23 protein-coding genes are annotated in these 20,234 nt (G+C 69.1%); 18 read left to right on the forward strand and 5 right to left on the reverse strand.

From position 1 onward, the window contains the following. Positions 1 to 7 precede the first annotated feature (7 nt). Together ASD37_RS14180 and ASD37_RS14185 are read left to right on the forward strand one after the other, a co-directional pair. Entirely contained in the window at positions 8 to 784 is a 777-nt protein-coding gene (locus ASD37_RS14180) for an SDR family NAD(P)-dependent oxidoreductase (RefSeq protein ID WP_056551773.1), read from the forward strand. Between the two features lie 105 nt (positions 785 to 889). Beyond that, positions 890 to 2,743: a CocE/NonD family hydrolase gene (locus tag ASD37_RS14185; RefSeq protein WP_370073055.1), complete on the forward strand. Its 1,854-nt coding sequence runs from the start codon at positions 890 to 892 to the stop codon at positions 2,741 to 2,743. Between the two features lie 4 nt (positions 2,744 to 2,747). On the opposite strand, the gene ASD37_RS14190 is transcribed toward ASD37_RS14185, so the two are convergent. Continuing rightward, complete coding sequence (locus ASD37_RS14190) at positions 2,748 to 3,743, reverse strand: sigma-70 family RNA polymerase sigma factor (RefSeq protein WP_235568286.1); 996 nt, start codon at positions 3,741 to 3,743, stop codon at positions 2,748 to 2,750. Positions 3,744 to 3,824: 81 nt separating this feature from the next. Between ASD37_RS14190 and ASD37_RS14195 the strand changes: the two genes are divergently transcribed. The 13 genes from ASD37_RS14195 (at position 3,825) to ASD37_RS14255 (ending at position 14,442) form a co-directional block, all read left to right on the forward strand. After that, entirely contained in the window at positions 3,825 to 4,664 is an 840-nt protein-coding gene (locus ASD37_RS14195) for an alpha/beta hydrolase (RefSeq protein ID WP_056551779.1), read from the forward strand. Continuing rightward, complete coding sequence (locus tag ASD37_RS14200) at positions 4,661 to 5,704, forward strand: hypothetical protein (RefSeq protein ID WP_056551781.1); 1,044 nt, start codon at positions 4,661 to 4,663, stop codon at positions 5,702 to 5,704. The genes ASD37_RS14195 and ASD37_RS14200 overlap by 4 nt, the downstream gene beginning before the upstream one ends. 16 nt (positions 5,705 to 5,720) lie before the next feature. Next, positions 5,721 to 6,653 carry an NADP-dependent oxidoreductase gene (locus ASD37_RS14205; protein ID WP_056551784.1) on the forward strand — a complete coding sequence of 311 codons (933 nt, stop codon included), beginning with the start codon at positions 5,721 to 5,723 and terminating at the stop codon, positions 6,651 to 6,653. Between the two features lie 43 nt (positions 6,654 to 6,696). Beyond that, on the forward strand, positions 6,697 to 7,446 hold the full coding sequence (locus ASD37_RS14210) for a DUF2786 domain-containing protein (RefSeq protein ID WP_056551787.1): 750 nt from the start codon (positions 6,697 to 6,699) through the stop codon (positions 7,444 to 7,446). Then, on the forward strand, positions 7,447 to 7,938 hold the full coding sequence (locus tag ASD37_RS14215; protein WP_056551790.1) for a TIGR04338 family metallohydrolase: 492 nt from the start codon (positions 7,447 to 7,449) through the stop codon (positions 7,936 to 7,938). It begins immediately after the preceding gene. A gap of 6 nt (positions 7,939 to 7,944) precedes the next feature. Continuing rightward, positions 7,945 to 8,610: an O-methyltransferase gene (locus ASD37_RS14220; protein ID WP_056551793.1), complete on the forward strand. Its 666-nt coding sequence runs from the start codon at positions 7,945 to 7,947 to the stop codon at positions 8,608 to 8,610. Between the two features lie 112 nt (positions 8,611 to 8,722). Beyond that, on the forward strand, positions 8,723 to 9,643 hold the full coding sequence (locus ASD37_RS14225; RefSeq protein WP_235568295.1) for a DUF4129 domain-containing protein: 921 nt from the start codon (positions 8,723 to 8,725) through the stop codon (positions 9,641 to 9,643). After that, complete coding sequence (locus ASD37_RS14230; protein WP_056551796.1) at positions 9,640 to 10,125, forward strand: hypothetical protein; 486 nt, start codon at positions 9,640 to 9,642, stop codon at positions 10,123 to 10,125. Before ASD37_RS14225 ends, ASD37_RS14230 begins: the two co-directional genes overlap by 4 nt. After that, complete coding sequence (locus ASD37_RS14235; RefSeq protein ID WP_056551797.1) at positions 10,122 to 11,087, forward strand: MoxR family ATPase; 966 nt, start codon at positions 10,122 to 10,124, stop codon at positions 11,085 to 11,087. Before ASD37_RS14230 ends, ASD37_RS14235 begins: the two co-directional genes overlap by 4 nt. Then, positions 11,084 to 12,328, forward strand: coding sequence for a DUF58 domain-containing protein (locus ASD37_RS14240; RefSeq protein ID WP_056551800.1), 1,245 nt, complete (start codon positions 11,084 to 11,086; stop codon positions 12,326 to 12,328). The genes ASD37_RS14235 and ASD37_RS14240 overlap by 4 nt, the downstream gene beginning before the upstream one ends. Position 12,329: 1 nt before the next feature. Then, positions 12,330 to 12,782: a hypothetical protein gene (locus ASD37_RS14245; RefSeq protein WP_235568297.1), complete on the forward strand. Its 453-nt coding sequence runs from the start codon at positions 12,330 to 12,332 to the stop codon at positions 12,780 to 12,782. A gap of 7 nt (positions 12,783 to 12,789) precedes the next feature. Further along, positions 12,790 to 13,593, forward strand: coding sequence for an acyl-CoA thioesterase II (locus ASD37_RS14250; RefSeq protein ID WP_056551803.1), 804 nt, complete (start codon positions 12,790 to 12,792; stop codon positions 13,591 to 13,593). A gap of 21 nt (positions 13,594 to 13,614) precedes the next feature. Continuing rightward, positions 13,615 to 14,442 (forward strand): rhomboid family intramembrane serine protease, encoded by an 828-nt coding sequence (locus ASD37_RS14255; RefSeq protein ID WP_082570138.1) that lies wholly within the window; start codon positions 13,615 to 13,617, stop codon positions 14,440 to 14,442. Between the two features lie 3 nt (positions 14,443 to 14,445). On the opposite strand, the gene ASD37_RS14260 is transcribed toward ASD37_RS14255, so the two are convergent. After that, positions 14,446 to 14,841, reverse strand: coding sequence for a heme-binding protein (locus ASD37_RS14260; protein WP_056551808.1), 396 nt, complete (start codon positions 14,839 to 14,841; stop codon positions 14,446 to 14,448). A gap of 330 nt (positions 14,842 to 15,171) precedes the next feature. Between ASD37_RS14260 and ASD37_RS14265 the strand changes: the two genes are divergently transcribed. Both ASD37_RS14265 and ASD37_RS14270 read left to right on the forward strand, forming a co-directional pair. After that, positions 15,172 to 16,125: an esterase family protein gene (locus ASD37_RS14265; RefSeq protein ID WP_056553310.1), complete on the forward strand. Its 954-nt coding sequence runs from the start codon at positions 15,172 to 15,174 to the stop codon at positions 16,123 to 16,125. 29 nt (positions 16,126 to 16,154) lie between these two features. Continuing rightward, positions 16,155 to 16,583 carry an SRPBCC family protein gene (locus ASD37_RS14270; protein ID WP_056551811.1) on the forward strand — a complete coding sequence of 143 codons (429 nt, stop codon included), beginning with the start codon at positions 16,155 to 16,157 and terminating at the stop codon, positions 16,581 to 16,583. Positions 16,584 to 16,586: 3 nt separating this feature from the next. Here ASD37_RS14270 and ASD37_RS14275 read toward each other — a convergent pair whose 3' ends face one another. Next, positions 16,587 to 17,240: a nitroreductase gene (locus ASD37_RS14275; RefSeq protein WP_056551816.1), complete on the reverse strand. Its 654-nt coding sequence runs from the start codon at positions 17,238 to 17,240 to the stop codon at positions 16,587 to 16,589. Between the two features lie 8 nt (positions 17,241 to 17,248). Further along, positions 17,249 to 18,034 carry an SDR family NAD(P)-dependent oxidoreductase gene (locus ASD37_RS14280; RefSeq protein WP_056551820.1) on the reverse strand — a complete coding sequence of 262 codons (786 nt, stop codon included), beginning with the start codon at positions 18,032 to 18,034 and terminating at the stop codon, positions 17,249 to 17,251. A 297-nt stretch (positions 18,035 to 18,331) separates the two neighbouring features. Between ASD37_RS14280 and ASD37_RS14285 the strand changes: the two genes are divergently transcribed. Next, complete coding sequence (locus tag ASD37_RS14285; RefSeq protein ID WP_056553312.1) at positions 18,332 to 19,222, forward strand: DMT family transporter; 891 nt, start codon at positions 18,332 to 18,334, stop codon at positions 19,220 to 19,222. On the opposite strand, the gene ASD37_RS14290 is transcribed toward ASD37_RS14285, so the two are convergent. Beyond that, on the reverse strand, positions 19,223 to 20,149 hold the full coding sequence (locus ASD37_RS14290; protein WP_056551823.1) for a class I SAM-dependent methyltransferase: 927 nt from the start codon (positions 20,147 to 20,149) through the stop codon (positions 19,223 to 19,225). It abuts the gene before it with no gap. Positions 20,150 to 20,234: the final 85 nt, after the last annotated feature.

Genomic DNA, 20,234 nt, shown 5'->3' on the forward strand with positions numbered 1-20,234 from the left:
GTCCTGCGTGGACATCAACGGAGCAAGTGCAATCGTCACCGGTGGCGCGTCGGGCATCGGCGCGGCCTCGGCCCGCCAGCTGGCCGCCAAGGGTGCGCGCGTCGTCGTCGCCGACCTGAACGCCGAACGCGGACAGGAACTCGCGCACGAGATCGGCGGCGTTTTCGTCAGCGTCGACGTCACCGACACCGCGCAGATCGAAGACGCCGTCAACACCGCCGCGGACCTCGGCCCGCTGCGCGCCCTGGTCAACTCGGCAGGCATCGGCTGGGCCCAGCGCACCATCGGCAAGGACGGCGAGTTCTCCTCGGCGCACAACCTCGACGTGTACAAGAAGGTGCTCGCGATCAACTTGGTCGGCACCTTCGACTGCATCCGGCTGGCCGCCACGGCGATGAGCCGCAACGAGCCCACCGAGACCGGCGAGCGCGGCGCGATCGTGAACATGACCAGCGTCGCGGCGTTCGACGGTCAGATCGGCCAGGCCGCCTACTCGTCGTCCAAGGGTGGCGTCGTTGGCCTGACCCTTCCGGTGGCCCGCGACCTGTCGGCCGTCGGCATCCGCGTCAACACCGTCGCCCCCGGCCTGATCGACACCCCGATCTACGGCGAGGGCCCGGACTCGGAGGCGTTCAAGGCCAAGCTTGGCCAGTCGGTGCTGTTCCCGCACCGCCTCGGCAAGCCCGACGAGCTGGCGTCGATGGTGGTCGAGCTGATCACCAACTCGTACATGAACGCCGAGGTGGTTCGCGTCGACGGCGGCATCAGGATGCCCCCGAAGTAGCCGCTCCCTATCCGCCGAATGTGGACTTCCTCCACGCGTTCTCGACGATGGCGTGAAGGAAGTCCACGTTCGGCGGGTGGTCCCAGGATTCGGGGCTAGCGTTGTCTGGTGCCCTCCGTCGCGGTTCGCTTGGCCGCCGTCGCCACGGCCGTGACCCTGGTGCTCGGCGGCTGCTCGCAGGATGCGAGCACCACCGCAGGCCCGTGGCCCCCCGATCCCGGACGCGGGCCGTGCGAGGTGACCAAGCAACCCGACGTGCCCGCCACGATGCGCGACGGCACCGTGCTGCGCGCCGACGTCTACCGGCCCAAGACGTCCGACGCCGTGCCAGTGATCCTGATGCGCACGCAGTACGGCAAGGACGGCGCCCAGGCCGGCACCCGATATCAGCCACCGGACTGGTTCGCCTCGCACTGTTACCTCGTCGTGGTGCAGGACATCCGCGGCCAGGGCGCATCCGGCGGCACCTTCAGCGAGTTCACCCACGACCAGGCCGACGGGTACGACTCCGTCGAATGGGCGGCCGCCCTACCGGGGTCGAACGGCAAGGTCGGCATGTACGGCTCGTCGTACGTCGGCGCGACGCAGTGGCTGGCCGCCGTCACCGCACCGCCGCACCTCGTCACGATCGTGCCTGCGAACACCGCGTCGGACTACTACGACGGCTGGACCTACGAGGGCGGTGAGTTCCGGCTCGCCTTCGTGCTGCCGTGGGCCATGGAGGCCATCGCCACCACCGCCGCACAGAACCGCGGCGACCAGACAACCGTGCACGAACTTGCCTCTGCGGTAAGGGATCCCACCCGATGGCTGGACTTCCGGCCGTTCAAGGACCTGCCGCCGATGCAGCCGGGAAACCCCGCGGTGGCGCCCTGGTACTTCGACTGGATCCGGCATTCGACGAGGGACGACTTCTGGAAGCGGGTCAGCATCCGCGACCGCTACCCGGCGGTGACCGTGCCGGTGATGCACTTCGAGGGCTGGTATGACGCCTTCCTCGCCGGCGGCGTTGAGAACTTCGCGGGGATGGTGGCCCACGGCGCGACCGCCGACGCCCGCGCGAACCAGCGCCTGATCATCGGCCCGTGGGACCACGTCGACTGGGGTCGACCCGGCTCGGAACCCGCTCCGATGCTGAAGTCGATCGGCGCGGTCGCGAACAGCCCGATCAACGAGCTGATGCTCGAGTGGTACGACCACTTCCTGAAGGGCACGTCCAACGGCATCGGTGGCGCGCCCCGGGTCGACTACTTCCTGATGGGCGCCAACGTCTGGAAGACGGCGACGAATTGGCCGCTGCCGCAAACCCGTCCGGCGACGTACTACCTGTCCGGGGCCGGTGGCTCGGACCGCACGGGCCAACTGGTGGACGCGCCGCCGGCCGCCGACGCGCCGGACGTCTACACCTACGACCCGCGCTTCCCCGCGCCCAGTCTGGGTGGGCACTCCTGCTGTGGAGCGCAGTCCGGACCGCAGGGACCCTACGACCAGACCCCGGTCGAACAGCGATCCGACGTCCTGGTCTACAGCAGCCCGCCGTTGCCGGGGGACACCGAGGTGACGGGGGCCGCGACGGTCGACCTGTGGGCCCAATCGTCGGCTCCCGACACCGATTTCACCGCCAAGCTGACGGTGGTCAAGCCCGACGGCGAGGTCGTCAACCTCAACGACGGCATCCTGCGGACGTCCTTCCGAGATTCACTGTCCAACCCGACGCCGGTGCCACCCAACCAGCCGACCCGGTATCGGATCCAGATCTGGCCCACCAGTTACCAATACCGCGCCGGGGACCGGATCAGGGTGGAGATCTCCAGCAGCGACTACCCGCAGTTCGCGCCGAACCCCAACACCGGTGAGCCGTTCGGCCAGAGCGCGAACACGGTGGTGGCCACGCAGACGATCCTGCACGACGCAGCGCATCCGTCGAGCATCACGCTGCCGGTGATTCCGGCGGGCTGACCGCCTACAGCGTGGGGGCCAGTCCGAACTTCTCGAACAGGTCGCCGTCCTGTGCGTGGAACGCCACCACGTGTGACACCCCACCGGCTTGCACGCTCAGCACGTGCAGTTGAAAGGCCTCGTGGGCGCCCGTCTCGGGGTTGAGCATGTACAGCGCCGCCGCGGGCTGACCGTTGGCGGTGGTGCTGACGAAGCGCATGTCCCCTGCGCCCTGCGCGGGGCAGTGCACCGTCGACAGGGTGACGATGTCCGCCGGACCCCGATACCAGCCGTCGAAGGGCGGCATCTCGAAGATCGCGTCCTCGGTGAACAGCTTCACCAGCTGATCCATGTCGTAGGTCTCGAAGGCGTGGACGTACTTCGCCAGCATCTCCTGGGCTTCCGGCGACTCCGGCGCGGCGATGTCGTCGTCCTGGCTCGGCTGAATCTCGTCGAGCTGCGCCCGAGCCCGCTGAAGAAGGCTGTTGACCGCCGCGGTGGACGCGCCGATCGCCTCGCCGACCTCGGCGGCCTTCCACTGCAACACCTCGCGGAGCAGCAGGACGGCGCGTTGGCGGGCCGAAAGATGTTGTAGCGCAGCGATGAACGCCAGCCGCACCGAATCACGCGATGCCACGATGACCGACGGATCCGACGGATGCTCGTCGGGGACATCCGGCAGCGGCTGCAGCCAGGTGACCTCGGGATGCTGGGCGATGTCGGCGGTCGGGTCGGAGTTGGGAGCGCCGAGACCACTCGGCAACGGTCGACGCTGACGCCCGTCGAGCGCGGTGAGGCACGTGTTGGTGGCGATCCGGTAAAGCCAGGTGCGAATCGACGAGCGGCCCTCGAAGCCGTCGTAGGACTTCCACGCCCGAAGGTACGTCTCCTGCACCAAGTCCTCGGCGTCGTGGAGTGATCCCGTCATGCGGTAGCAGTGGGCCAGCAGCTCCCGCCGGTACCGCTGGGCGTCGGCGAGGAAGGCGTCCTTGGAGTCGAATGTTTCGGCAAGCACACTCACGAACCCGAGCCTACTCAAGGGGTGTGACGAGCGACACCGTCGTCGTCTGAACCGTTCAGCCTGGCCCGCTAGTCTCCCCTGATGGCCACAACCCGCAGCGAACGCAGCTTCGACGGTGTCGGCGGCACGAAGATCGTCTACGACGTATGGACGCCCAACGTCGAGCCGCTCGGCGTGGTGATCCTGTGCCACGGATTCGGCGAACACGCCCGCCGCTACGACCACGTCGCGCAGCGCTTCGGCGAAGGCGGGCTCCTCACCTACGCCCTCGACCTGCGCGGACACGGCCGCTCCGGCGGCAAGCGCGTCTACCTGAAGGACATCGACGAGTACGCCGACGACTTCCACCACCTGGTCGGCATCGCCACGGCCGCCGATCCTGGGCTCAAGCGCGTCGTGCTCGGCCACAGCATGGGCGGCGGCGTCGTCTTCACCTACGGCGTCGAGCATCCCGACGACTACGCCCTGATGGTGCTGTCCGGTCCCGCGGTCTACGCCCAGGACGAGGTGTCGCCGGTGATGACCGTCGTGGCCAAGGTGCTCGGCAGCGTCCTGCCCGGACTGCCGGTGGAGGAGCTTCCGGCCGCCGCGGTGTCCCGCGACCCCCAGGTCGTCGCCGCCTACGAGGCCGACCCGCTGGTGCACCACGGCAAGTTGCCCGCGGGGATCGCCAAGGCGCTGATCGGCGTCGGCGAGACCATGCCGCAGCGCGCGGCGTCGCTGACGGCTCCGCTGCTCGTCGTGCACGGCGGTCAGGACAAGCTGATCCCGGTCGCAGGCAGCCGCCGACTCGTCGAGTGCGTCGGCTCCACTGACGTCAACCTGAAGGTGTATCCCGAGCTGTACCACGAAGTCTTCAACGAGCCCGAGCAAGCGGTGGTACTCGACGACGTGGTGTCCTGGATCGAGGTCCGACTGTGAAGAGGATCCTGGCCGTGCTGGCCGCGCTGTTCCTGGTCGCGGGCTGCTCCTCCGACGGTGACGCCGCGGCCCCGCCGCCGCGACAGGGCTGGGTCGAGGACGACGTCAGCTTCACCGCCGACGGGCTGACCATCTACGGCACCTACCGGCACCTGGTCGACGCCCCACCCGGGCCCGCGGCCCTGCTGATCTCCGAGAGCGGGAACACCGACCGCAACGGCGACAACGCCGTGGCCGGACCGGTCGGCAACATGCGGCAGCTGGCGGAGTACTTGTCCGGCAAGGGAATCAGCACCCTGCGCTACGACAAGGTGGGCACCGGCAAGACAGGCCTTGGCCCGTACGCGCTTCGGCCCGCCGAGGTTGGCAGTGCGGTCTACGACCTGGGGGCCAAGGCCGCCGTCCGCCACCTTGCGGGCCTGCCGGGCACTGACAAGGCGCGCCTTTCGGTCTACGCCCTCGGCGAGGGCACCGTCCACGCGATGTCCCTGGCCAACGACAAGGCTCCGGACGCACCGAAGATCCACTCGCTCGGGCTCTTTGCGCCGCTGGCGGGTCGCTACCTCGACATCATCACCGGACGCGTGCGGACCGGTCTTGACGCGGACGTCGCGGCGGGCGCCAAGACGCGCGAGCAGGCCGACGCGGTGTTGACGACGTGGGACGCCACCGTCGTGCAGGCGCGGACCACGCGCACCGCGCCCGGCAAATTGCCCGAGGGGCTCGGCGCGATCCTCAATCCTCAGAACGTGGGCGCGGTCGTCGAGGCCGACCTGATCGACCCGCTGGTGTCGGCGGCGGCCCTGCCTGCGGGCATGCCGGTGCTGGCCACCTGCTCGGACGCCGACAGCCAGGCGAGTTGCCCCGCCGAGCAGCCGTTGTTCGACGCGCTCGCCCACACCGCGCTGACCGTGGTGCGGCTCAAGGGCGTCAACCACGTGCTGCGCGACGACCCGACCGACAACGTCGGCAACTATTCGAAGAAGGATCCGCTGTCGCCCCAGCTGGTGGCCGGCCTCGACGGCTTCGTCGGCAAGTAGTCGCTAGACTTCGACGATGACGAGAACCGTTGTTGCCCAAGCCTATGGCGGGCCGGAAGTCCTTGCGCTGCAAGACATCGAGCTTCCCGACCTCGCCGAGGGGCAGGTTCTGGTCGACGTCCGCGCGGCGGGCACCAACCCGTTCGACTACAAGGTGTACAGCGGCGACATGGGCGACGACCCGGCGAGGTTGCCCCTTGCGGTCGGGTCGGAGCTGGCAGGCGTCGTCGCGGCAATCACGCCCGGCGCCACCGGATACACCGGGCCTCTGACAGTCGGCGACGAGGTGATCGTCACGAACATCAACAATGGCTACGCCGACCAGGTCGTCGCGAACGCCGCTGACGTGGGCCGCAAGCCCCAGAACCTGAGCTTCGAGCAAGCCGCGGGTCTGGTCTTGGCCGGCGCGACGGCGTGGCACCTGTTGGCCAACACGCGGGTGGGGACGGGCGACACCGTGCTCATCCACGGAGCCAGTGGCGGAGTCGGGTTGATGGCGGTGCAGCTCGCGGTCGCCCGTGGAGCTCGGGTCATCGCCACCGCGAGCCCCGCCCGGCACGACCAGCTGCGGAAATACGGTGCGGAACCCGTCGCGTACGGCGACGGCCTCGCCGACCGCGTCCGCGCGATCGGGTCGGTCGACGCGGCGCTCGACCTGGTCGGCACCGACGAAGCCCTCGACACGTCGGTCGAGCTCGTCGCAGACCGCTCCCGGATCGCCACCATCGCCGGATTCGCACGGGCGGGCGAACTCGGAATAGCGGTCCTGACCGGGGCAGAAGGCGGCCAGGCGATCCGCGACGCCGCCCGGCCCGAACTCGTCGAACTGGCGGCGCAGGGACAGCTGGAAGTGACCGTCGACCGGGTGTTTCCGCTCGCAGAGGCGGCCGAGGCGCACCGGTATCTGCAGACCGGTCACGCCCGCGGAAAAGTCGTACTGGTCCCATAGCTTGATGCCATGACGACAAGCGAGAAGCGGAGCGGGATCGCGCATGACTGACGACAAGATGCTGGCGCGCATCGCAGCCCTCCTGCGCCAAGCCGAGAACACCGAGAACCCGCATGAAGCCGAGGCGTTCATGTCGGCCGCGCAGCGGCTCGCGACCACCACGTCGATCGACCTGGCCGTTGCCAGGGCGCATTCGGCGACGCGCACCGCGGCACAGGCGCCGATTCAACGCACCATCACCATCGGGGAGGCGGGCAGCAAGGGCCTGCGCACCTACGTCCAACTGTTCGTCGCGATCGCCTTGGCCAACGACGTGAAGTGCGACGTCGCGTCCAACTCGACGTTCGTCTACGCCTACGGATTCGCCGAGGACATCGACGCCACGCATGCGTTGTACGCCAGCCTGGTGGTGCAGATGGTGAAGGCCTCGGATGCCTACATCGCGACGGGTGAACACCGGCCGACCCCGACCATCACCGCCCGGCTGAACTTTCACCTGGCGTTCGGTGGCCGCGTCGGGCAGCGGCTGGCCGAGGCACGCGAGGAGGCAAGGCAGTCCGCCACCACCGGCCGAGATCAGCAGCCGGGAACGGCAGTGGCGTTGCGCAACAAGGACATCGAGCTGAAGAGCTTCTACCGCGCGGCGTCGAAGGCGCGCGGAACCTGGCGTGCCAGCAGCGCATCGGCGGGCTATTCGTCGGACGCTCGACGGGCCGGGGACAGGGCGGGTCGACGCGCCAGGCTCGGGCCGAGCACCGAGCTCTCTGGGGCGCGAAAGCCCTTGGGTCGGTAGGTGCCGCGCGACACTCAGCGCTCCAAGGTCTACGCCGCCGAACAGTTCGTGCGGACGTTGTTCGACCGTGCTGCGGAACGGGGGACCAGGGCCGTCGACTTCTTCGGTGCCCAGCTGACCCTGCCGCCGGAGGCGCGGTTCGCCTCGACGGACTCGGTGCGGGACTACGTCGCCGACGTGCTGGCCCTGCCGCCGGTGCGGTCGCGATGGCCTGCCGCCGAACCGCTGTCGGTGCGCGCCCGCCGCGGGGTCACCGCCGCGCACTACGAGTACGACGGCGGGGTCGCGACGATCGCGGTGCCCGACCGGCAGAGCACGTGGGCGCTGCGGGAATTGGTGGTCCTGCACGAGGTGGCCCATCACCTGTGCCGATGCGAACCTCCGCACGGACCCGACTTCGTCGCCGCCTTCTGCGAGTTGGCCGAGACGGTGATGGGCCCGGAGGTGGGGCACGTGCTGCGGGTGACGTACGCGAGGGAAGGCGTACGGTAGCCAGGCATGGACGAACCGGACCCACGGGCCCTCGATGCGATGTACGGCGAGTTGTTGCACACCGAGGACGCGGTGCTGGCAGCCGCACGCGAAAGTGCCGTCGCCGCAGGCATGCCCGCCATCGAAGTGTCCGCTCAGCATGCCAAGTTGCTGACGCTGCTGGCGACCATCTCCCACGCCACTAGCGTGCTCGAGATCGGCACCCTCGCCGGGTACAGCACGATCGCCCTCGCCCGCGGCGTCGGAGAGACCGGTCGCGTCGTCACACTGGAGTACGAACCGCGGCATGCCGAGGTGGCTCGGGGGAACCTGGCCGCCGCCGGGGTCGACGACCGCGTGGAGATCCTCGTCGGCGCCGCCCTGGACACGCTGCCGACGCTCGCCGAGCGGGGTGAGCGCTTCGACATGTTCTTCGTCGACGCGGACAAGGAGAACAACGTGGCGTACGTGAACTGGGCGGTCGAGTTGGCCACCCCAGGGGCGCTGCTCGTGGTCGACAACGTCGCCCGCTTCGGCCGGGTGCTCGACCCCGCGCCCGACGACCGGCAGGCCCAGGCCGTGCGCGACATGTTCGCGATGATGGGTGAGCACCCCCGTCTGGACACTGCCGCGATCCAGACCGTCGGCACCAAGGGGTGGGACGGCTTCGCCGTCGCCGTCATCCGGCCCTGAGCCGAATGCGAACGCCTGTCTGACGTTCTTCGCGCAACGCCGCGCGCGCCGGTCGGGTTCTTGTAGCGTCGGAGACGTGCCGCCTGCGCGGAGGACACCCAGCATTGCTCCCGTGACCGTGCTGGTCACGCTCCTCTTCGTGGCCGCGGCCGCCCTGCGGGGATACGTCCCCGGGGCTGAACTCGGCCCCCGCCGGCCGTCGTCGGACAATCCGTTCGTGTCGGCCGTGGTCGTCGGGCTGCTGATGGCCTCGGTCGCCGTCGTCGCGGTTGCGGTCGTCGCCAGGTTGCGGAACCGCACCGCGACCCCGGCCCGGGTGGCGAGCAGACCGGACTGGTCCCGTGGCGACCGGGGCCGCCCGACGTGGCGGATCGCGCTGATCGCGTTCGGGGTGATCCTCGGCTGGCTTCTGCTGTCGACGCTGTTGAGTCGGCTGGGCCCGGGTCCTGGGGACGACGACGCCGACGGCGTGGGTGCGACGCCGACCGCGACCGACGCCGCCCGGCCCGCCTCGGATGCGGGTGGGACCCCGCCGACCCCGACGCTGCCACCCGACCAGGGGACGGACTTGCTTGGTTACTTCTACGCCGCGACGGCGGTCTTCGTCGTCGTGCTGGTGGTCGGAACGATCGTCGCCGCGCGCCGACGTGGTCCCCTGCCAGCGAGCGCTCCCGACCACTCCGATCCGTCCGCCGCCGCCGGATCCCAATCCCTCGCTCTCGCAGCCGAAGTCGGACTCGCCGAGGTCGAGGACCTCAGCAGGGAGCCGCGCAAGGCGATCATCGCGTGCTATGCCGCCATGGAACGGCAGCTGTCGCTGCTGCCCGACGCCGCGCCGCGCGACTTCGACACCGCATCGGAGGTGCTCGCCCGCGCCGTCGACCATCACGCCCTGGCCCCCGACAGCGCCACCCAGCTGGTCGACCTCTTCGAGGAGGCCCGCTTCAGCCCGCACGTCATGAACGAGGGCCATCGCGACGCGGCGGTCGCGGTCCTCACCCAGGTGTTGGGCGAGCTGCGGAGCCGGGCGTGAGGAGGATCGGGGTCATCGCGATCGTGGTGGTCCTCGGTGTGCAGCTGCTGGCGTTGGTGCATCCCGACCGGCACGTCGCGCTGTGGATGGGGGCGGCCGCCGCAACGATCGCGCTGCTGACGGTGCGCTGGTTGGTGGTGCGCGACGCAGGCTCGGCATTCGACGACTCCCGCGCCCGCGACCCGGCCGAGACGTTGCGCCGCTGGCGGTCCAAGACCGAGATCATGATCGCCCGCGCCGACTCCACCCGCTCGGACTGGGACAAGTATCTGCGGCCCATGCTCGCGCGGCAGTTCGAACTGGCCACCGGTGCACGAAAGGGCAAGGACCCGAGGGTCTTTCGGGCTACCGCCGTTGCGCTCTTCGGTGAGCAGCTGTGGGTGTGGGTGGATCCCGACAACGTGTCCCGCACCGGCGTCGACGAACCCGGACCGGGCCGAGCGGTGCTCGACGACGTGCTGCGGCGACTGGAGGGAATATGAGCTTGCCGGTGACCACCACCGCCGCCCGCTGCGAGGCGGTGCTCGACGAGATCCAGCGCGTCGTCGTCGGCCGACGGCCCGCGCTGACACTCATCCAGACGGCGCTGCTGGCGCGTGGGCACGTCCTCATCGAAGACCTTCCCGGCCTTGGCAAGACGCTGATCGCACGGTGCTTCGCCGCGGCGCTCGGGCTGGAGTTCACCCGGGTGCAGTTCACGCCCGACCTGCTGCCTGCCGACCTGCTGGGGTCGACGATCTACGATATGCAGTCGGGGCGGTTCGAGTTCCGCCCCGGCCCGATCTTCAGCAACCTCCTGCTGGCCGACGAGATCAACCGCACGCCGCCCAAGACACAAGCCGCGCTGCTGGAGGCGATGGCCGAACGTCAGGTGAGCGTCGACGGGATCACCCACCACCTTCCCGACCCCTTCATCGTGCTGGCCACCGACAACCCGATCGAATACGAGGGCACCTATCCGCTGCCGGAGGCGCAGCTCGACAGGTTCACCATCCGGTTGGAGCTACGCTATCTGACCGAGCGGGACGAGGCCGCGATGCTGCGGCGCCGGCTGGACCGCGGATCGGCCGAGCCTGCCGTGGCCCAAATCGTGGACGCAACAGACCTTCTCGCCATGCGCGAGTCGGTCGAACAGGTGACGGTGCACGACGACGTGCTGCAGTACGTGGTGTCGCTGGCGACGGCCAGCCGCCAGCACCCCCAGGTGGCGGTCGGCGCGAGCCCGCGCGCCGAATTGGACCTCGTCCAGCTGGCCCGCGCCAGGGCGCTGCTCCTTGGCCGGGACTACGTGATCCCCGAGGACGTCAAGGCGTTGGCCGTGCCCGCCATGGCGCACCGGATCAGCTTGCGCCCCGAGATGTGGGTCCGGCAGGTGCGCACTTCCGACGTGGTGGAGGAACTGCTGCGTCGGCTGCCGGTGCCGAGGACCCGCGGGACGACGTGATCGAGACGCGTTCGGTCGACGTCGAATTGCGTTGGCGGGCATCGCCACTGACGCTGTCGCTCGCGTCGTGCGCGGCGGTGGCGCTGGCGGTGGCCCTAATCGGGTCGCGGTGGCAGCTCGTGGTGTTCGCCGCCCCGCTGATCGGTGTGCTGGTGTCCCTGCGGTGGCAGCGCCCGCTGCCGACGGTTCAGGTGCACGCCGAGCCGGGCCTGGTGCGCTGCTTCGAGAACGAACGGGTCCGACTCGAGGTGTGGGGGAACGCCGACGACCTGACGGTCGAGGTGGCCGACGGCGCAGTCCTCGAGGTGACCCGCCTGCCGTCTGGGCGGTTGGAGATCGTGACGTCGGCGCCTCGGTGGGGCCGATACCCGGTGACCGTCCGGGTGCGCGTGACCGGGAAGGGCGGCCTGCTCACCGGATCGCCCTCAGCCGGGTCCGTGACGGTCGCCGAGATGTTCGTATTTCCCGTCGCATCAGCGCAATCCACCGCACTGCCGCGGACCGAACTGCTCGACCGCCTCGGAACCCACCTCACCCGGCACGTCGGCAGGGGTGTCGAATTCGGCGGTATCCGGGCGTACGTCCCCGGCGACCAGTTGCGCACCGTCAACTGGCCGGTCAGCGCGCGCCGCGGCAGCCTTCACGTCACCGAGCGGCTGAGTGAGCGGGCCACCGACGTCGTCGTGCTCGTCGACGGTTACGACCAGCCGCCGGGACCCGCCACCGCAGCCGCCGAACGCACGATGCGTGGCGCCGTGCAGGTGGTGCAGAGCGCGCTGCGCAACGGCGACCGGGCCGGCGTCGTGGCCCTTGGCGGTCGAACCCGTTGGCTGAGTGCAGACATCGGCCGTCGCCAGTTCTACCGCGTCCTCGACGCGATCCTCGGCGCGGGGGACGGGCACGAAACCACCCCCGGCACGCTGGCGCCGCGCGCGGCGATGCCGCCGGGTGCGGTCGTCGTGGCGTTCTCGACCCTGCTGGACACCGACTTCGCCCTTGCTCTGATCGACCTCTGTCGCCGGGGCCACGTCGTGGTGGCAGTCGACGTCCTCGACGGTGCGCCCTTCGAAGATCTGGACGACCCGCTGATCGCCCGGATGTGGTCGATGCAAAGGGCTTTCATGTACCGGGACATGCGGACCATCGGCGTCGACGTGGTCGGATGGTCGACCGACGGCACCCTCGACCAGGTGATGGGTCTGGTACCGAGGCGCCGCAAGCGGGCAACGGCGAGGAGATGACGTGACTCGCCTGCTGTCCTTGGCATTTGGACTGCTGATGGTCGCCGCGGCCACCCTGGCAAGCAGCGGGCCCGCGCTCGTCCTGGCGGCGGTGGCCGTGACCGCACTGTTGGCGGGCTTGGCGATTCGGCTGGCGGCGACCGTCGCGGTGGTGGCCGTCGTCGGGGCGCTGGCCCTCTCGGAGCCGTCGCCGGTGGTCGCGGCGATCGCAGGCCTGGCGGGCGTCGCGTACCTCGTGGTCCGGCACGCCGACGGTACGGATGTCGCGTCGGCCCTGACGGTGCCGACGGTGCTGGCCGCGCTTGGTCTGTCCGCCGTGACCGTGCTCGGCGCGACCGTTCCGCTCGCCCTTCCGTGGGCCCCGTTGGTGGCGCCGTTGGCCGTCGTCGCGGCCTACGTCATCGTGCTCGACCGGTACGCCGGGGATCCCGGACACGGCGGCCCGCTACGCTGACCAACCCATGACAGGTGTCAAGCCCGACCGACCCAGCTGGATCGCCCGACTGCTGGACTTCGAGCGTGACGGCGACGTGTTCACCGCTCCGCAACCGCCTGCCGGTCCGGGCACCCGCCTCTTCGGCGGGTTGATCGCCGCCCAGTCGCTGGCCGCGGCGGGGGCCACCGTCGAGCCCGACAAGCACCCGCAGTCGCTGCACCTGTACTTCGTGCGCGGCGGGGAGTACGGCGTCGACGTCGAACTGGACGTCGTCCGGACCAGGGACGGCCGCTCGTTCGACACCCGGCAGGTCACCGCCGTGCAGAACGGAAAGACCATCCTCGAGATGATTGCGTCGTTCCACCGGCCCGAGACCGGCGCCGACTGGCATCCCGCGACGCCGCCGGGCCTCGAATTCGAGGCGGCCGTGCCCAAGGTGCACGACGTGGGCTTCGCCGACCGCTTCGAGCTGCGGACCAGGCCCGACGACGACTCGCCCTTCGCGGTGCCTCCGTTCTGGATCCGTACCAGGGACCGCATCGAGGATTCGGCGCTGGTCCAGGCCTGCACCCTGACGTTCATGTCCGACTTCGGGCCGGTTCCGGTGGCGCGGCCGCGCGCCGCTCCGGCGGACCTCGGGGCCGGCTTCGCGGCCAGCCTGGACCACGCGGTGTGGTTCCACCGCCCGTTCGTGCCGCACGACTGGCACCGCTACGAGGTCAAGCCGCTGAACAACAGTGACTCCCGCGGCCTCGTCGTCGGGTCGATGTACTCGGGCTCCGGCGCGCTGATTGCCAGCACCACCCAGGAGGCGCTGTGGCGTTTCTGACGGGCTGGGACACTGTGTGGCGTGAGCACACCTAGCGCGCCCGCGGCACCTCCGAGTTGCTACCGGCATCCCGACCGCGCCACCTACATCAGCTGCACGCGGTGTCAGCGGTACATCTGCCCGGACTGCATGAGGTCTGCGGCGGTCGGGCACCAGTGCCCCAACTGCGTCGACGAGGGCGCCAAGTCGGTGCGCAAACCCAAGCGCAACCTCGGCGCCAAGCCGGTTGTCACGTACGCGCTGGTCGCGGCCAACGTGGTGATGTTCGTCCTGCAGATGGTGGTGCCAGGACTGGAGCGGGCGCTGTTCCTCTGGCCCGCGGGCGTGGTGGCGTTCGACGAATACTATCGGCTGCTGACCTCGGCGTTCCTGCACGACGGGCCGACCCACATCCTGTTCAACATGTGGGCGCTGTGGGTCATCGGCCCCCCACTCGAGCGGTGGCTGGGGCGCACCCGGTTCGTCGCCCTGTACCTGCTGAGCGCGCTGGGCGGATCGGTGGTGGTGTTCCTTCTGACGCCGATCAACGTGCCGACGCTGGGAGCCTCCGGCGCGATCTTCGGCCTGTTTGCCGCGACGCTGGTGCTCTCCCGCAAGCTCAACCTCGACATGCGGTGGATCGCCGGACTGATCGTGGTGAACCTGGTCATCACGTTCGTCGTGCCGTCGATCAGCTGGCAGGGCCACCTCGGTGGGTTGCTGACCGGCGCGGCCCTCGGCGCGTTGTACGGCTATGCGCCGAGAGCCCATCGCGCGCTGATCGAGGTGGCGGCGTCGCTGGCGCTGGTGGCGGTGTGCGTCGCCCTGGTGTGGTGGCGGGCGACGAGCCTGCTTACCGGTGTCGGATAGCGGTTAGGGCGTGCCGCCGCAGCGGTTCTTGAGGTCCATCAGCGGCTGACGGATTCCGGTGATGTCGTTCTTGGTGTCCGGGTGCACGTTCAGGTAGTCCTTCATCTGCTTCGACACCTGGTCCTTCGGAAGCCCTTCGAGGCTGGTCACGAACCAGTTGTAGTCGGGGTGCGTGAAGAGGTACGCCGAGGTCGACGCGTCGACTCCAGCCCTGACGCCCTCGAGGTCGGCGGCAGAGCAGTTGGGCGGGTTCAGCGCCGGATCCTCGTTGGCGAACGCCGACGGCAATGCCCCGAACAGCGTGGTACCGATCAGCCCGCCGGCGAGCAGCGCTCCACCGGTGAGGCGACGCGCGACGCGTCCGGGCGACGACGGGGCGGGAGATCCAGTAGCGGACATGATCAGGCTCCTTTGGTGTGTGCACTGAGTTTGCCGTGGGATGCGACACATTGCATGACTCACGAGTCAATTCACAGGTTATTCGCCAATGTCTCACAGTCCCTACGCGGGTGGCTCTCATGTCTCGAGGTGTCGTCGTTCACGGAACACGTTGATAACGAGCCGATTACGCCGCGCGTGGGCGGCAAGGAGTCCGTTGGCGGCGCTGTTAGCTTGCGCAGGACGGATTGTTCTAGGAGATGGGATCCAGCCGTGTTGGCGACGATCAGTAGTGGAATTCGACGCGGATGGGCGCGACGGCTCGCCGTGTGCGCACTCGTCGTCGCGGTGATGCCGGGTGCGCTCGGCTCGGCCGGGCTGATGCCGACGGCGTCGGCGTACTCCCGGGCGGGGCTGCCGGTCGAGGGGCTGCAGGTGCCGTCGGCGGCGATGGGCCGCAACATTCTGGTGCAGTTTCAGGGTGGTGGACCGCACGCGGTCTACCTCCTCGACGGTCTTCGCGCGCAGGACGACTTCAGCGGGTGGGACATCAACACCCCAGCGTTCGAGTGGTTCTACGAGTCCGGGGTGTCCTTGGTGATGCCCGTCGGCGGGCAATCGAGCTTCTACAGCGACTGGTACCAGCCGGCCAAGGGAAGCAACGGCACGTCGACCTACAAGTGGGAGACGTTCCTGACCCAGGAACTGCCCGCATACCTGGCCGCCAACAAGGGCATCTCGCCGACGGGCAACGCCGTGGTCGGTCTGTCGATGTCGGGTGGCGCCGCGCTGAACCTGGCGGCTCACTATCCGTCGCAGTTCATCTTCGCCGGGTCGCTGTCCGGGTTCCTCAACCCGTCGGCGGGCCTGTGGCCGACGATGATCGGCTTCGCCATGAAGGACGCGGGCGGTTACAACGCCACCGACATGTGGGGCGTATCGAGTGATCCGGCCTGGCGGCGCAACGACCCGATGGTGAATCTGCCGACGCTGGTGGCCAACAACACCGCCATCTGGGTGTACTGCGGCAACGGCAGGACGTCTGACCTGGACTCCGCAGGCGACTTCGGCGTGCAGTACAGCGCGCAGTTCCTCGAGAACATCACCATCAACACCAACAAGGACTTCCAGAAGCAGTACCTGGCCCTTGGCGGCCGCAACGCCGTGTTCAACTTCCCGAACGACGGCACCCACAGCTGGGGTTATTGGGGTGCTCAACTGCAGGCGATGAAGCCCGATCTGCTCAGGGTGCTCGGCGTCGGCGTGGCGCCTCCGCCACCGCCGCCTGCCCCGCCAGTCGGGTAGAAACGGCCCCGGTCGGGTAGAAGTGAGGCATGGCCAGCGTCGACGTATCGGTTACCTCCAAGCTCTCTCCCGACAAGGCGTGGAAGTTGGCGTCCGATCTCGGTCGCTTCGACGAGTGGCTGACGATCTTCGGTGGCTGGCGCAGCCCGGTGCCCGACGTGATCGAGAAGGGCACCAGGGTGTCGTCGTTGATCAAGGTCAAGGGATTTCGCAACACCATCCACTGGGAGGTGACGAACTACGACGAGCCCAACCGCATCGAGATGTGCGGCAAGGGTTTCGGCGGGGTTCAGATCTCGCTGCGCACCGACATCAGTGACGCTGACCCGGGCACCACGTTCCACCTGGTCGCCGAGCTCAGTGGCGCGGTGCTCAACGGGCCGGTCGGCGCACTGGTCGCGCGGGTGATCAAGGGTGACGTCAAGCGGTCCGTCGAGAACCTGGCGAGCCTGCAGTAGGGCTCAGGTCTCGCGGAAGGTGACGTTGTCGGCGAGCGGACTGCGCGGCACCTCCAGGGTGTTGGCGGCGAAGCTCGGGTCCGGATATCCGATCGACACCCCGCAGAGGATCCGCATGTCCTCGGCGATGTCGAGCTGCTCGCGTATCACCTCCGGATAGCCGGCGATCGACACCTGCACGCAGCTGCCGATGCCGCGTGCGGTCAACGCCAGCATGAAGGTCTGCAGGAACATGCCGACTCCCAGCGCGTCGACGTAGTCCAGGTCGCGGTGCATGCAGACCACCGCCCCGAGCGGCGCTCGGAAGAACTCCCAATTCCTCAGCACCGCAACTCTTCTCGCGGCGGCGTCGTGACGCGGCACCCCCATCGTCCCGTAGAGGATGGCGCCGAGGTCGCGTCGGAAGTGGCTGAATTCCTCAGGCAGCGGCGGCACCTTTGGGTCGCCCTTGGCCGCTTCGTCGAGAAGCGCTTCGACCAGCCGGTCGCGGGCCGGGCCGGAGTTGAACACCACCCGCCACGGCTGGATGTTCGAGTTGGACGGGGCCCGGACCGCGAGGTCGAGCGCCTCGATCACCAGGTCCTTCGGTACGGGTTTGTCCCGCAAGAACAGTCGGGTCGAACGCCGCGCGCGGATGGTGTCTTCGAGGTCGTACATCGGTCTCCCTAGAGTGTGGCGACGTAGCCGCCGTCGACTCGGACGTCCGCGCCGGTGGTGTTGCCGGAGCGGCTGCTGGCCAGGAAGACGGCCAGGTCGGCGACTTCCCCCGGGGTGGTGAAGCGGCCCGTCGGTGCACCAGCGGAGACAGAGGCGACGACGTCGTCGGCGGTCGCGCCGCTGGCCGAGGCGAACTGGGACGCCACCCCGCCCTCGGCGAGCCACAGATCGGTCGAGACCGGTCCCGGGCTGATCGTGTTGACGCGAATCCCCTTGGGGCCGAACTCCTTCGACAGGCTCTTCGCGTAACTGGCCAACGCGGCCTTGGTGGCGCTGTAGTCGACGATGTTGGGTTCGGGCAGCGTCGCGTTGACCGACCCGATCATCACCACCGCGCCGCCACCGCGAGCCAGCATGTGCGGCAACGCCTCTCGCGTCGTGCGTACGGCCGACATGAAGTTCACCGCCAGTGCCGCGTCCCATTCCTCGTCGGTGACCGACAGGATGCCGTCGAATCGCGTCGCCACGGCCCCGGTGTTGTTGACCAGCACGTCGACCCCGCCCCGGGCGGCGGCCGCCTCGACCAGCGCACGGGGACCCCCGGCGGTGGCGAGGTCGGCGGCGACGAACAGCGCCGAACCCGCGTCCTCGAGCGCGCCGAGCTCCGGTGAGTTGTTCCTGGCGCCGGCGACGACGAAGGCCCCCGCGGCGGCGAACGCCTGGGTGACGGCAAGCCCGATGCCCCTACTTGCGCCGGTGACGACGACGATCTTGTCCGCGAGGTTCATGTCCATGGTGCATATGGTGCGCCACGAGACGCGTCCTGGCCGGGGATCCAGTCGCCCGCTGTACGGGGGATGGTCCGACGAGTCCCGGGGTGGGCATGCCCTTGGGGCGCTATGACCGTTTTCTGCACCGTGGCTGCGAATCTGCGGCGCGCTTGCGGTAGATCGCGACCGTGGTGCAGAAAACCGTCGTAGCGCCGTGTTCATCAGCGCTGATGAGGGGCGCTCGGGTCGATGCCGGTCGGCGACACCTCTACGGTGTAGTGACGAGGTGTGTCGCATCGCCGATGAAGGGTGTCGAGGACGTTGTTGGGCCATGGGCTGGTCGTCCTCTTCGCGCTGTGTTCGGCCGTGTGCATGGCCATCGGCATCGTCGTGCGACAGCGGGCCACGATGGATCTGCCTGCCGATCAAAGCGTGAGCACTCGCATGTTTGCCACCCTGCTGCGGCGACCGCTCTGGTGGGCGGGCACGTCGGTGGCGGTCGCGGGCTACGTCTTTCAGGCGCTCGCACTGATCAAGGGTTCGCTGATCGTCGTCCAACCACTTCTGGTGTCGGCGTTGCTGTTTGCCCTACCGCTCAGCGCCCGGCTGGCCGGCCGCCGCGTCACCCGTCGGGAATGGTTGTGGGCGGCGCTGCTGACCGTGTCGCTGGCCTTCTTCGTCCTGCTCGCGCGGCCCGGTCCGCCGGATCGGCCGGCGTCGCTGGTGGTTACGGCCGTCGTGTCCGTTGCCTGCGTGGCTGTGATCGCCGCGTGCATCTTGATTGCCCGACGCTTGGAGGGGGCGCGCAGGGCGGTGCTGTTCGCCGTCGGCGTCGGGGTGCTGTTCGGAGCGGTCGCCGTCGTCACCAAGTACGTGATGCACCTGATGAACGAGCGCGGGGCGGTCGGGTTGCTGTCCACCCCCGCGCCGTATCTGCTGGTGGCGCTGGGCATCATCGCGACGCTGCTGCAGCAGTCCGCCTTTCACGCCGGGGCCCTGCAGACGTCGGTGCCTGCGATGCTCGTCCTCGAGCCCATCGTCGCGGTGTGTCTCGGCGCCGTTCTCTTGGGTGAGGAACTCGACGTCGACGGGTATCGGCTCATCGCGCTGGCCCTTGCGGTCGGCGCCATGACCGCCGCGACCTTCTCACTCGGCCGCGGCGAAGGTGCCTATGCGGCCGAGCTGGAGATCGAGGCGGCCCGCGCCGCTTGATCAGCCCCGCGTCGAGGTGAAGTAGGTGACGCCGTTCATGGTGGGGCCGTCGTCCTCGGCCTCGGGGATTGCGTCGAACCCGTTGGTCGACAACAGCTGTCCCATGGGCGTGCCGACCGACGACCAGCCGCGGGCGTCGAGGTACTCGCCGACGTCGTTGCGCTCGCCTACGAAGGTGAGGTCGGTGAAGTCGAGGTCCAGGCCGTGCTCGCGCATCTTGGCGGTCGACTCGCGCATCCGCTCGCGGTTGTCCTCGGAATCGAAGCCTGCGGTGTTCGGAACCGCCTCGCTGCCCAGCCGGCTGCCGGGTGCGCTGAGTGCGGTGACGGCGTCGAGCAGCTTGTCCTGCGCCTCGGGCGGCAGGTAGCCGTAGAGGCCCTCGGCGATCCACGCCGACGGCTGGCTGGCGTCGAAGCCGGCGGTCTGGAGCGCGGCCGGCCAGTCGTCACGCAGGTCGACGGCCACTGCGCGACGGTCGGCCTTGGGCTCCGCGCCGAGTCCGGCCAGCGTCGTGGTCTTGAACTCGACGACGGCCGGCTGGTCGATTTCGTACACCGTCATGCCGGCGGGCCAGTCCAGTCGGTAGGCCCTGGCGTCCAGACCAGAGGCCAAGATCACGGCCTGGCGGATTCCGGAGGCCGCGGCGTCGGCGAAGAACTCGTCGAAGTACCGCGTCCTGGCCGCCATCGCGGCGGGCATCTGCGCCAGACCCCAGCTGGTGCTACCGGAGTCCACGTCGGTGGAGGACAGCTCGCCGCTGGCCCAGCGGGTCATGAAGTCGACCCCGACGGCGCGCACCAGCGGTTCGGCGAACGGATCGTCGATCACGCCGTCGCGGGTGGCGATTGCCCTCGCGGCCGCCACCAGGGTTGCGGTGGCGCCCACGCTGGTGGCGAGGTCCCAGGTGTCTTCGTTGGTGCGGGTCATCGTGTACCTCTCAATTGATTGCTTAGCCAGTGTAACGACTAACCTTGTGAGTGGGCTCGCTCACAGGAAACTGGCAGGTCAAGCA

Origin of the sequence: Mycobacterium sp. Root135 (genome assembly GCF_001426545.1) — a bacterium.
Taxonomy (GTDB): domain Bacteria; phylum Actinomycetota; class Actinomycetes; order Mycobacteriales; family Mycobacteriaceae; genus Mycobacterium.

Coding starts and splice junctions, on each gene's coding strand:
- ASD37_RS14195 (WP_056551779.1), top strand. CDS start 3,825: ATGGCCACAACCCGCAGCGAACGCAGCTTCGACGGTGTCGGCGGCACG.
- ASD37_RS14205 (WP_056551784.1), top strand. CDS start 5,721: ATGACGAGAACCGTTGTTGCCCAAGCCTATGGCGGGCCGGAAGTCCTT.
- ASD37_RS14210 (WP_056551787.1), top strand. CDS start 6,697: ATGACTGACGACAAGATGCTGGCGCGCATCGCAGCCCTCCTGCGCCAA.
- ASD37_RS14220 (WP_056551793.1), top strand. CDS start 7,945: ATGGACGAACCGGACCCACGGGCCCTCGATGCGATGTACGGCGAGTTG.
- ASD37_RS14235 (WP_056551797.1), top strand. CDS start 10,122: ATGAGCTTGCCGGTGACCACCACCGCCGCCCGCTGCGAGGCGGTGCTC.
- ASD37_RS14250 (WP_056551803.1), top strand. CDS start 12,790: ATGACAGGTGTCAAGCCCGACCGACCCAGCTGGATCGCCCGACTGCTG.
- ASD37_RS14260 (WP_056551808.1), bottom strand. CDS start 14,841: ATGTCCGCTACTGGATCTCCCGCCCCGTCGTCGCCCGGACGCGTCGCG.
- ASD37_RS14265 (WP_056553310.1), top strand. CDS start 15,172: ATGCCGGGTGCGCTCGGCTCGGCCGGGCTGATGCCGACGGCGTCGGCG.
- ASD37_RS14270 (WP_056551811.1), top strand. CDS start 16,155: ATGGCCAGCGTCGACGTATCGGTTACCTCCAAGCTCTCTCCCGACAAG.
- ASD37_RS14275 (WP_056551816.1), bottom strand. CDS start 17,240: ATGTACGACCTCGAAGACACCATCCGCGCGCGGCGTTCGACCCGACTG.
- ASD37_RS14280 (WP_056551820.1), bottom strand. CDS start 18,034: ATGGACATGAACCTCGCGGACAAGATCGTCGTCGTCACCGGCGCAAGT.
- ASD37_RS14290 (WP_056551823.1), bottom strand. CDS start 20,149: ATGACCCGCACCAACGAAGACACCTGGGACCTCGCCACCAGCGTGGGC.